The 12,402-nt window shown below is 43.7% G+C and carries 15 protein-coding genes and 1 rRNA gene; 15 read left to right on the forward strand and 1 reads right to left on the reverse strand.

What is annotated here, in order from left to right; translation table 11 throughout:
- Positions 1–30: 30 nt before the first annotated feature.
- From rrf to rsmI, 14 genes are all read left to right on the forward strand, one after another.
- Positions 31–146, forward strand: a 5S ribosomal RNA gene (gene rrf, locus AC1DN5_RS18375).
- Positions 147–320: 174 nt separating this feature from the next.
- Positions 321–515 (forward strand): sigma factor G inhibitor Gin, encoded by a 195-nt coding sequence (locus AC1DN5_RS18380; RefSeq protein WP_366970202.1) that lies wholly within the window; start codon positions 321–323, stop codon positions 513–515.
- Positions 516–666: 151 nt separating this feature from the next.
- Positions 667–1,281 carry a 5-bromo-4-chloroindolyl phosphate hydrolysis family protein gene (locus AC1DN5_RS18385; RefSeq protein ID WP_016936508.1) on the forward strand — a complete coding sequence of 205 codons (615 nt, stop codon included), beginning with the start codon at positions 667–669 and terminating at the stop codon, positions 1,279–1,281.
- Positions 1,282–1,296: 15 nt separating this feature from the next.
- Positions 1,297–2,415: a toxic anion resistance protein gene (locus tag AC1DN5_RS18390; RefSeq protein WP_366970201.1), complete on the forward strand. Its 1,119-nt coding sequence runs from the start codon at positions 1,297–1,299 to the stop codon at positions 2,413–2,415.
- Positions 2,416–2,493: 78 nt separating this feature from the next.
- Positions 2,494–3,927, forward strand: coding sequence for an aminotransferase class I/II-fold pyridoxal phosphate-dependent enzyme (locus AC1DN5_RS18395; RefSeq protein WP_366970200.1), 1,434 nt, complete (start codon positions 2,494–2,496; stop codon positions 3,925–3,927).
- The gene (tmk, locus tag AC1DN5_RS18400) at positions 3,924–4,562 is read left to right on the forward strand and encodes a dTMP kinase (RefSeq protein WP_047478044.1); all 639 of its coding nucleotides are present in this window, start codon (positions 3,924–3,926) and stop codon (positions 4,560–4,562) included. The genes AC1DN5_RS18395 and tmk overlap by 4 nt, the downstream gene beginning before the upstream one ends.
- A 70-nt stretch (positions 4,563–4,632) precedes the next feature.
- On the forward strand, positions 4,633–4,962 hold the full coding sequence (gene darA / locus AC1DN5_RS18405; protein ID WP_004264734.1) for a cyclic di-AMP receptor DarA: 330 nt from the start codon (positions 4,633–4,635) through the stop codon (positions 4,960–4,962).
- 12 nt (positions 4,963–4,974) lie between these two features.
- Positions 4,975–5,415: a YaaR family protein gene (locus AC1DN5_RS18410; RefSeq protein WP_047478049.1), complete on the forward strand. Its 441-nt coding sequence runs from the start codon at positions 4,975–4,977 to the stop codon at positions 5,413–5,415.
- A gap of 11 nt (positions 5,416–5,426) precedes the next feature.
- Complete coding sequence (gene holB, locus AC1DN5_RS18415) at positions 5,427–6,416, forward strand: DNA polymerase III subunit delta' (protein WP_016936513.1); 990 nt, start codon at positions 5,427–5,429, stop codon at positions 6,414–6,416.
- A 2-nt stretch (positions 6,417–6,418) separates the two neighbouring features.
- On the forward strand, positions 6,419–7,246 hold the full coding sequence (ricT, locus tag AC1DN5_RS18420; RefSeq protein WP_004264723.1) for a competence/sporulation regulator complex protein RicT: 828 nt from the start codon (positions 6,419–6,421) through the stop codon (positions 7,244–7,246).
- 14 nt (positions 7,247–7,260) lie between these two features.
- Positions 7,261–7,620, forward strand: a complete 360-nt coding sequence (gene yabA, locus AC1DN5_RS18425) for a replication initiation-control protein YabA (RefSeq protein WP_016936514.1) — start codon at positions 7,261–7,263, stop codon at positions 7,618–7,620.
- Between the two features lie 60 nt (positions 7,621–7,680).
- On the forward strand, positions 7,681–8,424 hold the full coding sequence (locus AC1DN5_RS18430) for a tRNA1(Val) (adenine(37)-N6)-methyltransferase (RefSeq protein ID WP_099743897.1): 744 nt from the start codon (positions 7,681–7,683) through the stop codon (positions 8,422–8,424).
- Positions 8,411–8,710, forward strand: coding sequence for a GIY-YIG nuclease family protein (locus tag AC1DN5_RS18435; protein WP_047478056.1), 300 nt, complete (start codon positions 8,411–8,413; stop codon positions 8,708–8,710). The genes AC1DN5_RS18430 and AC1DN5_RS18435 overlap by 14 nt, the downstream gene beginning before the upstream one ends.
- Positions 8,685–9,566: a 16S rRNA (cytidine(1402)-2'-O)-methyltransferase gene (gene rsmI / locus AC1DN5_RS18440; RefSeq protein ID WP_366970199.1), complete on the forward strand. Its 882-nt coding sequence runs from the start codon at positions 8,685–8,687 to the stop codon at positions 9,564–9,566. The genes AC1DN5_RS18435 and rsmI overlap by 26 nt, the downstream gene beginning before the upstream one ends.
- 49 nt (positions 9,567–9,615) lie before the next feature.
- Here rsmI and abrB read toward each other — a convergent pair whose 3' ends face one another.
- Positions 9,616–9,906 carry a transition state genes transcriptional regulator AbrB gene (abrB, locus tag AC1DN5_RS18445; RefSeq protein ID WP_169510469.1) on the reverse strand — a complete coding sequence of 97 codons (291 nt, stop codon included), beginning with the start codon at positions 9,904–9,906 and terminating at the stop codon, positions 9,616–9,618.
- 483 nt (positions 9,907–10,389) lie between these two features.
- Here abrB and metG point away from each other — a divergent pair, with 483 nt between their 5' ends.
- Positions 10,390–12,381, forward strand: a complete 1,992-nt coding sequence (gene metG / locus AC1DN5_RS18450) for a methionine--tRNA ligase (RefSeq protein WP_366970198.1) — start codon at positions 10,390–10,392, stop codon at positions 12,379–12,381.
- Positions 12,382–12,402 lie beyond the last annotated feature (21 nt).

Below are 12,402 nucleotides of genomic sequence, written 5' to 3' on the forward strand. Positions count from 1 at the left end.
TATCTAGTTTTGAGAGAACACTCTCAATGGTTTGGTGGCGATAGCGAAGAGGTCACACCCGTTCCCATGCCGAACACGGAAGTTAAGCTCTTCAGCGCCGATGGTAGTCGGGGGTTTCCCCCTGTGAGAGTAGGACGCCGCCAAGCCATCATAACGGTAAAGGCAGCTCATGATGAGCTGCCTTTTTTGTTTTGAATAAAAACAATACAAACACCGAAATACGGCAACGCCCATATACTAATTGCAAACTTCAAAAAGGTCCAAATTGTGTATACAATCAATGGCTTCAGGGAAGGCTATTCATACGGAGGTGGGCACAAATGAATGAAACGTCCAGCCATGAAGAAACATGTATTGTGTGTGAAACTAAAAAAAGCAGGGGTATTCATATTTATACGAAATTTATATGTTTAGAGTGTGAGAAGAAAGTAGTTTCAACTCCAACCTCTGATCCGAATTATGAATTTTTCGTTCGTAAACTGAAAAGCCTTCATGCACCGACATTATATTCTTAACCCTGAAAAGGGTCTTTTTTTTGCTTTAAAATAAGGGAGTAGTTTTTTCACTTTTTATAAAAGAACTGATACGATAAGAAGAGGAACTTGTTTAGAAATGGAATGTAATAGATAATACTGATAAAAGTGAATAAATAGGAGTCGATCTAATATGAAACCGTTTATTCAATATATGAAATGGATGCTTTGCGGCAGCGCGGTTTTTGTATTAGCGGGAACAGCCGCTTTTACGATAGGGCATCAGCCTTTTCTGTATTCGCTTTTATACGGAGCAGCAGGCGGAACTGCCGTCAGTATGGCCGGACTGTGGAATGCGAAGCGCCTCTTTTTAAAAAAACACCGGCTGACAAGAAAAGAATATACTTATATCAAGGAAAATCTTGAGGAAGCAAGAAATAAAATCGTTCGATTACGCAGGGCGCTTTTTCGCTCTAAAAGTATACAAATGCTGAAGCAGAATGCAGAAATACTGCGGATAACGCGGCGGATATATCTGCTCACAAAGCAGGAGCCGAAGCGTTTTTATCAGGCGGAGCGTTTCTATTATCAAACGCTTGATTCTGTTGTGGAGCTGACTGAAAAGTATGCTCTGCTCTCATCACAGCCGCGAAAAAATAAAGATTTATCAATGTCCTTGAGTCAGACAAGGATGACTCTTGCGGAGCTTGCCAGGCGGCTGGAAGAGGATCTTCATGAACTGATGAAGGAAGACATCGACGATCTGCATTTTGAATTAGATATGGCAAAGCAGTCACTGAGAAAGTAAGAAAGGGGGAAGGAAATGGCCAAAGACCGTTCCGATGATATCATGGGCGCTCAAAATAATCAGGCTGATCTAAAGCTTGCAGATACGCTGCCGGAAGAAAAAAGAGAAGCGGCACTTCAGCTCGCTGAAAAACTGGATCCTGGGAACATGCAAAGCATTGTTCTGTTTGGTTCACAGGCCCAGGCGAATCTTCTTGAGTTTTCCCGCACGATGATAGAGCATGTGCAAAGAAAAGATGCAGGAGAGATGGGACAGATACTGTCTGATTTGATGAGAAAGCTTGACCAGGTAAATCCGGATGATCTGCAGATGAAGAACAAAGGATTCTTTGCCCGTTTGTTCAAAAGGGTATCCGGCTCTGTACAGCAAGTGCTTTCGAAATATCAAAAGACCAGTGTACAGATTGACCGTATCAGCAGAAGGCTCGAACTTTCTAAAAATGGGCTGTTGAGTGATAATAAATGGCTAGATCAGCTGTACGCCCAAAATAAACGATACTTTTCTGACTTAAATATGTATATAGCAGCGGGTGAATTAAAGTTAGATGAGCTGAAAACAAAGCTGATTCCCGAAGCGGTAAGAAAAGCTGAATTAGGGGAACACAATCAAATGGCCGCTCAGGAAGTGAATGACCTTCGCCAGTTTGCCGACCGTCTGGATAAGAGAGTGCATGATCTGCTGCTGAGCAGGCAGATTACGCTTCAGAGTGCGCCGCAAATCCGTCTGATTCAAAACACGAATCAGGCACTGGCAGAAAAAATTCAGTCCTCCATTGTTACGGCTATTCCTTTATGGAAGAATCAAGTCGCCATCGCCCTGACACTAATGAAGCAGCGGAGTGCGGCGGATGCGCAGCAGAAGGCGGCGGATACGACGAATCAATTGCTCCTGAAAAATGCTGAGCTTTTGAAAACAAGTACAGTCGAGACCGCCAAAGCCAATGAGCGCGGACTTGTTGAGGCAGATACCCTAAAAAAAGTGCAGGAAAGCTTAGTCACCACACTGGAAGAAATCATGTCTATTCAAGAAGAAGGCAGGATGAAGCGCAGGCGGGCCGAGGAGGAGCTTATGATTATGGAAGGCGATTTGAAAAAGAAACTGCTTGATATGAAGTCCGGCCGGGATAATGGCTAGTTGGCAAAAAGTCTTAGCTTTAAGTTGGCTCACAGGCACGATATAATAAGAAAGACAGGCAAAGGATTTGTTTAAAATATGGACACACCTTTATATACAGCGCTGCTGAAGCATGCGCACCGAAATACGTATTCTTTTCATGTTCCGGGACATCACAATGGAGATGTCTTTTTTGATGAAGCCAGATCTGTATATCAATCTCTTTTATCTATTGATATGACTGAGATCACAGGGCTTGATGACTTACATCACCCGACGGGAGTCATCAAGGAAGCACAGGATTTGCTGAGCAGACTTTACGGTTCTCGGGAAAGCTTCTTTCTCGTCAATGGAACGACTGCCGGCAATCTGGCAATGATTTTAGCTGTTTGTGAACCGGGCGAACCCATTCTGATCCAGCGTAATTGTCACAAGTCTGTTTTCCATGCGGTGGCAATGGCTGGAGCCAAGCCGGTGTATTTAGCGCCGGAAATTGATAAAAACATGCATGTTCCGGCCCATGTACCCCTTCCGGTCATTGAAAAAGCGTTAGCGTCATATCCGAATGCGAAAGGCCTTGTTCTGACTAATCCGACTTACTACGGTCATGCTGCCGATTTGACCGCGGCAGTTAACAAAGCCCATTCATACGGCGTTCCTGTACTGGTGGATGAGGCTCATGGCGCTCACTTTGTGTTAGGTGAACCGTTCCCGCCATCATCATTGGATATGGGGGCGGATGCCGTTGTTCAATCGGCTCACAAAACGCTTCCGGCTATGACGATGGGATCTTACTTTCATTTAAACAGCACCCGCATTGACAGAGATCGATTAACCTATTATTTAAGCAGTTTGCAAAGCAGCAGCCCGTCATATCCGATAATGGCCTCTTTAGATACGGCGCGCGCTTATGTTCAGGATATCGCTGAAAAAGGGACACTCCCCGGTCATATGGCGCATATTGAACAAATCAAACGAATGTTCGCATCAATTTCTTCTATTGAAATGATCGAACCTTCCGGATTTGGGCTCAGGGCGGACCCGTTAAAATTCATTCTTCGGTCAAAGCTCGGACATTCCGGCTATTCATTACAAAGTATGTTGGAGAGTGAAGGCATTGTTGCCGAGCTGGCTGACGAGTACCAAGTATTGCTCGTCCTGCCGATAGGCGGCCGGCGGATGATAGAACAGGAAACCGTAAGAAACATACAGAGGAAACTGGAGAATACACCGCCCGATAAATTGCCGGATACCGTGAATTGGACCTTTCCGTCCATTTCGACACTTGAATATCCGCAAAATGAGATGCGGAAGTTTACAAAAGAGCTTACGGATATAAATAAGGCGGCCGGACGCTTGCACGCGGGGAATATTATTCCCTATCCCCCGGGAATTCCGCTGATCATGGACGGAGAACGGATAACAGAAGAGATCGTACAAAAGCTTTCCCGTTTAATCGGCATGGACGCGCATATTCAAGGCTTGTTAAACGGGGAACAACTACTTGTTTATACAGAAGAGGAGAAATCATGAGCGGTTTATTTATTACATTTGAAGGTCCTGAAGGTGCAGGGAAAACGACTGTGCTTCAGGAAGTGAAAGAGATTCTGTCGGCAAAGGGGCTTCCGGTAACAGCGACAAGAGAACCGGGCGGCATCGACATTGCGGAACAGATCAGAGAAGTGATCTTAAATAAAAACAATACACTGATGGATGCAAAAACGGAGGCGCTGCTCTACGCCGCTGCGAGAAGACAGCATTTAGCCGAGAAGGTGCAACCTGCATTGGAAGAAGGACGCATTGTGCTGTGCGATCGTTTTATCGACAGTTCGCTGGCTTATCAAGGCTATGCGAGAGGGCTCGGCATTGATGAAGTGCTTTCTATTAACCAGTTTGCAATCGGCGATACGATGCCTGATGTCACTATCTATTTTTCTATCGATCCGGAAGAAGGGCTGAAACGGATTACGTCGAATGATTCAAGAGAAAAGAATCGTCTTGATCTTGAGGCCCTGCACTTTCACACGAAAGTTCGGGAAGGATATCAAAAGGTGATGCAGCTTTTTCCGGAAAGATTTCATACAATCGACGCATCGAAAAAGAAGGAACTCGTCATTCAGGACGTACTTCAGGTGATAAATGAAACATTGAAAAAAATTCAGTTGTGACCTGTTTCTCATAAGTTGATATAATGAATGTAACGACCATGTTCTTTCCAACCTAAAGGGGGCCTATAGAATGAAATTAATAGTGGCAGTGGTGCAGGATCAAGACAGCAACAGACTTTTGAAAGTATTAACCGACCACAACTTCAGGGTGACGAAGCTTGCGACAACAGGCGGATTTCTTAAATCAGGCAATACGACGTTTATGATCGGGGTGGAGGATATCCGTGTCGATAAAGCGCTCAGCCTCATTAAAGAAAATGGCTGTAAACGTGATCAGATGATTGCCCCGGTATCCCCGATGGGCGGGAATGCGGATTCTTACGTTCCTTATCCTGTCGAAGTGGAAGTCGGCGGAGCGACGGTCTTTGTCCTTCCGGTCGATGAATTTCATCAATTTTAAGGATTTGACGACGTGAAAATAAATTCTGACTTACGCACATTTATTGAGAAAAAGCAGCAGCCTGCTTATAAAGCGGCAGAGCTTTCCGGGACGTTTAAAAGTTCAATGGACAGCCAAAGCAGCAAGCTGAAATTTGACCAGCTGAGCAGGTTCTTAACGGATATAGAAACGTTCGGGAAAAGACTGACGAAGTCGAGGAACTTCAAAGACTTAGCGAAATTCAAAGGATTGGTAAAACGTTTTGTAAAAGAGGCCGTTGACAGCGGATTATCGCATGAAACGACGAAAAGCTTTGACATGTACGGCAGCAGCCGGACCCTGGGGCTTGTAAAAGAAATAGATGAAAAGCTGCTCCAGCTGACAGAAGAGATGTTAGATCAGGAAAAACCGGCAATTGATTTGCTGGATCGAATCGGAGAAATAAAAGGTTTATTGATTAACCTTTACACATAGAGAGTGATACAATGGCAATATCATGGAAGGAAATGACCGGGCAGCAGCCCAGAGTGATGCGTCTTTTGCATAATAGCATTGAAAAGAAAAGGCTTTCTCACGCATATCTGTTTGAAGGCAAAAAAGGCACTGGCAAATTGGATGCCGCACTGCTTCTCGCAAAAAGCTTTTTTTGCCTTGAAGACGGGACTGAGCCTTGCGGGGAGTGCCGGAACTGCAAGCGTATTGATTCCGGAAACCACCCCGACCTGCATGTGGTTCAGCCCGACGGATTATCCATTAAAAAAGCTCAGATCCAATCGCTTCAGGAGGAGTTTTCTAAAACAGGACTGGAATCGCATAAAAAGCTGTACATTATATCCCATGCGGATCAAATGACGACAAATGCGGCAAACAGTCTGCTGAAATTTTTAGAGGAGCCGAGTCAAGACACTATCGCTATTCTGATTACTGAGCAGCTCCACAGAATATTGGATACCATCGTTTCGAGATGCCAGGTTCTTCCGTTTCAGCCGCTTCAGCCGAAAGCAATAGAAGAAAGGCTGGTTGAACAGGAAGTAAGCCCTCACATGGCCAGACTCTTAGCAAATATGACAAATAATATTGCGGAAGCAGTCGAATTAAGTCGAAATGATGAGTTTGCAGAGTCCAGAGCGAAAGTGATAAAATTGTATGAAGTCTTACATCAGCGGAAAGGACATGCCTTTTTCTTCATTCAGGATCAGTGGGTGCCCTTTTTCAAAGAAAAAACCCATCAAGAAATGGGTCTTGATATGCTCTTATTGATATACCGTGATGTATTATCCATCCAAATTGGAAATGAAGATAAACTGATTTATCAAGACTTATTCCAATCAATAAAACAGCATGCGCTGCAATTTACACAAGAAAGCGTTACGAACCAAATTCTCGCTGTTTTAGAAGCAAAAAAACGGCTTCATTCCAATGTGAATACACAGGGATTAATGGAGCACTTGGTGTTAACGTTGCAGGAGGGATAAGCTTGTACAACGTAATAGGCGTCCGCTTTAAAAAAGCGGGGAAAATTTATTATTTTGATCCGAACGGATTTGATATAGAACAGGACAGCTGCGTCATTGTTGAAACTGTAAGAGGTGTCGAATACGGGCAGGTTGTCATCGCAAATAAACAAGTGGACGAGCATGATGTGGTGCTTCCGCTTCGAAAGGTCATTCGCGTTGCTGATGAACGCGATCTTCTCATTGTAGAAGAAAATAAACAAGAGGCCCTGTCCGCCTTTGAAGTCTGTCAGAAAAAAGTGGCTGACCACGGCTTAGATATGAAACTCGTTGATGTTGAGTTTACGTTTGACCGCAATAAAGTCATTTTTTACTTCACGGCTGACGGACGGGTTGATTTCAGGGAATTGGTCAAAGACTTGGCTTCTATCTTTAAAACAAGAATCGAGTTGCGTCAAATCGGTGTGAGGGACGAGGCGAAAATGCTCGGCGGTATCGGCCCGTGCGGGAGAATGCTTTGCTGCTCCACGTTCCTCGGTGATTTTGAACCGGTATCCATCAAAATGGCAAAGGATCAAAATTTATCGTTGAACCCGACGAAAATTTCCGGTCTGTGCGGCCGTTTGATGTGCTGTTTAAAGTACGAAAATGATGAGTATGAGACGGCAAAAGAACAGCTGCCGGATTTAGGCGAAATGATTACGACGGCAAACGGCCCCGCAAAGGTTGTCGGTCTTAATATTCTGGAACGGGTGCTTCAGGTGGAACTGAAGAATCGTGAAAAAGTGATAGAATATACTTGGGAAGAGCTCTTGGAAGAGGGCGTCGTATCCGCACAAACCACAGATTAACGAGGTGTGGAACCTTGGATAAAAAAGAGTTATTTGATACTGTCATAAACCTGGAGGAACAAATCGGTTCGCTGTACCGTCAGCTGGGTGACTTAAAGCAGCATATCGGCGAAATGATTGAAGAGAATCACCATCTTCAGCTTGAAAACAAGCATTTGCGTAAGCGGCTTGATGACACGACAGAGCAAATTGAGCAATTCAAAGCCGATCAGAAAGAAACAAAAACACAGAAGGCAGAGCAAAGTGATATAGGAGAAGGCTACGACAATCTGGCCCGGCTGTATCAAGAAGGCTTTCATATTTGCAACGTCCATTATGGGAGCGTCCGCAAGGGAGATTGCCTTTTTTGTCTGTCCTTCTTAAATAAAAAATGAGGAAAAGGCTTCCGCTGATGTCGGAAGCCTTTTTCAAAGAGTGCCGAAAGGAATAAGATTATGGTTTCATTACGTGATGATGAAAGATTGGATTACTTATTAGCAGAGGATATGAAAATTGTACAGAGCCCGACGGTTTTCGCTTTTTCATTAGATGCCGTGCTGCTGTCAAAGTTTGCATACGTTCCGATTCAAAAGGGAAACATCGTTGATTTATGTACGGGGAATGGAATTGTGCCGCTTCTGCTTAGTACAAGGTCAAAGGCGGATATCACCGGGGTTGAAATTCAGGAGCGTTTGTATGATATGGCGCTCCGAAGCGTGGAATACAACGGATTGGACGGTCAGATCAGCCTCATTCATGATGATCTGAAAAATATGCCGGAAAGACTCGGACATAATAAATATGATGTTGTCACCTGCAATCCGCCTTATTTTAAAACACCGAAAGAGGCTGAGCAGAACCTGAACGAACATCTCAGAATCGCAAGGCACGAAATTCTTTGCACGCTTGAAGATGTAATTTCCGTCAGCAGCAAACTGTTGAAGCAAGGCGGGAAAGCGGCGCTCGTTCATCGGCCGGGCCGGCTTTTGGAAATCTTTGAATTAATGAAAGCGTACCGAATAGAACCGAAACGGGTTCAGTTTATCTATCCGAAACAAGGAAAAGAAGCGAACACTATTTTGGTTGAAGGAATTAAAGGCGGCCGCCCTGATCTCAAAATTCTTCCTCCGCTGTTTGTATATGATGAACAAAATGAATATACGAAAGAGATCCGCACGATTTTATATGGAGACAAATAGTCATTTCTTTTATGTGCTGCTGTGCAATGACAACAGTCTTTACGCCGGTTATACAAATGATCTGCAAAAACGGCTGAAAACCCACAATGAGGGAAAGGGCGCGAAGTACACAAGGGCGCGGAGGCCGGTTTCGCTATGCCATGCGGAATCATTTGATACAAAACGGGAAGCCATGCAGGCGGAATACCGTTTTAAGCAGCTGACCCGAAAGAAAAAAGAACAATATATAGAAGAAAAACGAAGCAGCAAGGAGGCTGTATATGTTAAGTCGCCAGATGAGTTTTAACGGAAAATCTGAAATGGGAATCCTTTATCTTGTTCCTACACCGATCGGCAACTTGGAGGACATGACCTTTCGTGCAGTGGAGACGCTGAAATCGGTCGATGTCATAGCTGCCGAAGATACGAGACAGACGAAAAAGCTGTGCCACGTCTATGATATAGAAACATCTCTTACCAGTTATCATGAACACAACAAAGAAAGCAGCGGCCATAAAATTATTGAATGGCTGAAAAACGGAAAGAATGTGGCTTTGGTCAGTGACGCCGGTATGCCGACAATTTCCGACCCGGGGGCTGAGATTGTAAGAGATTTTACCCAAATCGGCGGTTATGTCGTACCGCTTCCCGGTGCAAATGCGGCGTTAACCGCACTGACCGCATCAGGTATCACCCCGCAGCCGTTTTTCTTCTACGGATTCTTAAACAGACAGAAAAAAGAAAAGAAGAAAGAACTTGAACTCCTGAAAAAACGGCAGGAAACGATGATATTTTACGAAGCGCCGCACAGATTAAAAGAAACATTAACAACAATGCATGACGTTTTGGGGAATCGAACCATCGCCGTCACGAGGGAATTAACGAAAAAGTACGAGGAATTCATCAGAGGAACCATCGCCGAGGTGCTTGAATGGGCAAATGAAGATCAAATCCGCGGTGAGTTCTGTCTCGTTGTCGAAGGCAATCAAGCCACTGAACCGGATGAAGATGACAAGCCTTGGTGGACGGAGCTTTCTGAGAAAGAGCATGTGGAGCATTACATAAACGAAGGAGCATCTTCCAAACAGGCCATAAAACAAACAGCGGTAGATCGGAACGTCCCGAAACGCGAGATTTATGACGCTTATCACATTCAATCATAAAAAAAACCGTTCTTGTATCGTAACAAGAACGGTTTTTGTATGAAATAACTTATTTTTGGTTTTGAAGCTGATTTTGAATTTCAGAGATGATTTGCTCAGCGCCTTCTTTGCTGAGTACCAATTTGCCGCCGGCAAGTTTAAGGTTATCATCAGAAACTTCACCAGTTACTTGGCAAGTCATGTTTGGTTTATATTTTTTAAGGATGATTTTTTCATCATCAACATAAATTTCAAGAGCGTCTTTTTCTGCGATGCCCAGTGTACGGCGAAGTTCGATAGGGATAACTACGCGTCCAAGTTCATCAACTTTACGTACGATACCAGTAGATTTCATTAACAGTCTCCTCCCGAGAGATAATTATTTTGTAGTTTATATTTTTCTTCGTCATTATTCGACAAAATTCCTTACATTCCTAGCATAACAAGGTTTCCAATAATCGTCAATCTTTTTGTTTACTATTGATTGTAAGAATTAGTTCTTATAGTAAGTAAAGCCTTGGAAATCCTGAAATAACAGGCTTTTTGACTGCTTTTTCGAACCTATTATCCTACTGAAAATCCTTTTAAATCAAGACTTTCGAACCAAGATGTTTTATATTAGTAGATTATATACGACAAATTTCGACATGTTAAGACTTTTTTTAATTTCAATAAAAATTTTTAATTTTATTTACTCTTTTACGCGCAGTACGTATATATCCTTGATCTTAAAGGCTAAGATGGTATCATAGATAGAGGACAAATATCAATATTGTATATCAAATAAAACCGCTCTCGTCCTTTGGGCGTGAGCTTTTCGACATTCTGAATGGGAGGTTGCAACATGCCGCAAGACAATAATACTTTTTATATTACGACCCCGATATATTATCCGAGCGGAAAATTACATATCGGCCATGCTTATACTACCGTGGCCGGCGATGCGATGGCGCGTTACAAAAGATTAAAAGGATTTGACGTACGCTATCTGACAGGAACGGATGAACACGGACAAAAAATCCAGCAGAAAGCGGAGGAAGAGAATATCACACCTCAGGCTTATGTGGATCGTGCCGTGGCTGAGATCCAAAAACTATGGAAGCAGCTCGACATTTCTCACGATGATTTCATTCGGACGACGGAAAGCCGGCATAAAGAAATTATTGAGAAAGTGTTCCAAAAGCTTCTTAATAATGGTGATATCTATCTGGATGAGTATGAGGGCTGGTACAGCATCCCTGATGAAACATTTTATACTGAAACACAGCTGGTGGATGTGGAACGAAATGAAAAGGGTGAGGTTGTCGGCGGAAAAAGCCCGGACAGCGGCCACCCAGTCGAATTAATCAAAGAGGAGTCATACTTCTTCCGCATGAGCAAATATGCAGACCGCCTGCTGAAGTTTTATGAGGACAATCCTTCATTCATCCAGCCTGAATCACGCAAAAATGAAATGATTAACAATTTCATTAAACCGGGGCTTGAAGATTTGGCCGTTTCCAGAACGACGTTTGACTGGGGCGTAAAAGTGCCGGGAAACCCGAAGCATGTCGTGTATGTATGGATTGACGCATTATTCAACTACATTACGGCGCTCGGTTACGATACGGAAAATGATGAGCTTTACAAAAAGTACTGGCCTGCTGACGTCCACCTTGTCGGTAAAGAAATTGTCCGTTTTCATACCATTTACTGGCCGATTATGCTGATGGCGCTTGATCTCCCGCTCCCTAAGCAAGTATTCGCGCATGGCTGGTTATTGATGAAAGACGGAAAAATGTCGAAATCAAAAGGAAATGTCGTTGATCCGGTAACATTGATTGAACGCTACGGCTTGGATGAGCTTCGCTATTACCTGCTTCGCGAAGTGCCATTTGGTTCAGACGGTGTCTTTACGCCGGAAGGTTTTGTAGAACGGATTAATTATGACTTGGCAAACGACTTAGGAAACCTTCTGAATCGTACAGTCGCTATGATCCAAAAGTATTTTGACGGTGAGATTGGTTCATATGAAGGAAATGTGACTGATTTTGATCAAGAGCTTTCTTCTGTAGCCGGTGAAACGGTTAAAGCATATGAAAAGGCAATGGAAAACATGGAGTTTTCAGTGGCTTTATCAACACTATGGCAATTAATCAGCCGTACGAACAAATATATTGATGAAACTGCTCCGTGGGTGCTGGCAAAAGATCCGGAAAAACAAAAAGAATTACGTTCTGTCATGTATCATTTAGCTGAATCATTGCGTATTTCGGCCGTACTGCTTCAGCCTTTCTTAACGCAGACGCCTGAAAAAATGTTTGCTCAGCTCGGGATTGAGGATCAGTCTCTTAAAGCTTGGGACAGCATTCAGACATTCGGCCAATTAAAGAACGCGAAAGTGAAAAAAGGGGAGCCGCTTTTCCCTCGTCTTGAAGCTGAAGAGGAAGTAGCTTACATCAAGCAAAAAATGCAAGGGACTGCTCCTGTGAAAGAAGAAAAAACAGAAGAGCCGCAAGAAGCAGAGCGTCTTCCGGAAATTACGTTTGATCAATTTATGGATACAGAACTTCGCGTCGCAGAAGTCTTGTCCGCAGAACCGGTAAAAAAAGCGGACCGTCTGCTGAAGCTGCAAATTGATCTGGGCTTTGAACAGCGCCAAGTTGTATCAGGTATCGCGAAGCATTACACACCGGATCAGCTTGTGGGAATGAAGATCATTTGTGTAACGAATCTAAAACCGGTAAAACTGAGAGGCGAGCTTTCTCAAGGGATGATACTGGCAGGAGAATCTGACGGCGTCCTTAAGGTTGTAGCTGTCGACCAGTCATTACCGAAAGGCACCAGAATTAAATAATAGATGCAAAAGGTGTTTCAC

Source organism: Bacillus sp. 01N42_2 (genome assembly GCF_056399565.1).

What these genes read in the sequence shown, in the direction of transcription:
- AC1DN5_RS18435 (WP_047478056.1), top strand. Translation starts at nt 8,411, where the DNA reads ATGGAGACAAATAGTCATTTCTTTTATGTGCTGCTGTGCAATGACAAC.
- holB (WP_016936513.1), top strand. Translation starts at nt 5,427, where the DNA reads ATGGCAATATCATGGAAGGAAATGACCGGGCAGCAGCCCAGAGTGATG.
- AC1DN5_RS18380 (WP_366970202.1), top strand. Translation starts at nt 321, where the DNA reads ATGAATGAAACGTCCAGCCATGAAGAAACATGTATTGTGTGTGAAACT.
- AC1DN5_RS18430 (WP_099743897.1), top strand. Translation starts at nt 7,681, where the DNA reads ATGGTTTCATTACGTGATGATGAAAGATTGGATTACTTATTAGCAGAG.
- metG (WP_366970198.1), top strand. Translation starts at nt 10,390, where the DNA reads ATGCCGCAAGACAATAATACTTTTTATATTACGACCCCGATATATTAT.
- AC1DN5_RS18395 (WP_366970200.1), top strand. Translation starts at nt 2,494, where the DNA reads ATGGACACACCTTTATATACAGCGCTGCTGAAGCATGCGCACCGAAAT.
- AC1DN5_RS18390 (WP_366970201.1), top strand. Translation starts at nt 1,297, where the DNA reads ATGGCCAAAGACCGTTCCGATGATATCATGGGCGCTCAAAATAATCAG.
- darA (WP_004264734.1), top strand. Translation starts at nt 4,633, where the DNA reads ATGAAATTAATAGTGGCAGTGGTGCAGGATCAAGACAGCAACAGACTT.
- tmk (WP_047478044.1), top strand. Translation starts at nt 3,924, where the DNA reads ATGAGCGGTTTATTTATTACATTTGAAGGTCCTGAAGGTGCAGGGAAA.
- rsmI (WP_366970199.1), top strand. Translation starts at nt 8,685, where the DNA reads ATGTTAAGTCGCCAGATGAGTTTTAACGGAAAATCTGAAATGGGAATC.
- AC1DN5_RS18385 (WP_016936508.1), top strand. Translation starts at nt 667, where the DNA reads ATGAAACCGTTTATTCAATATATGAAATGGATGCTTTGCGGCAGCGCG.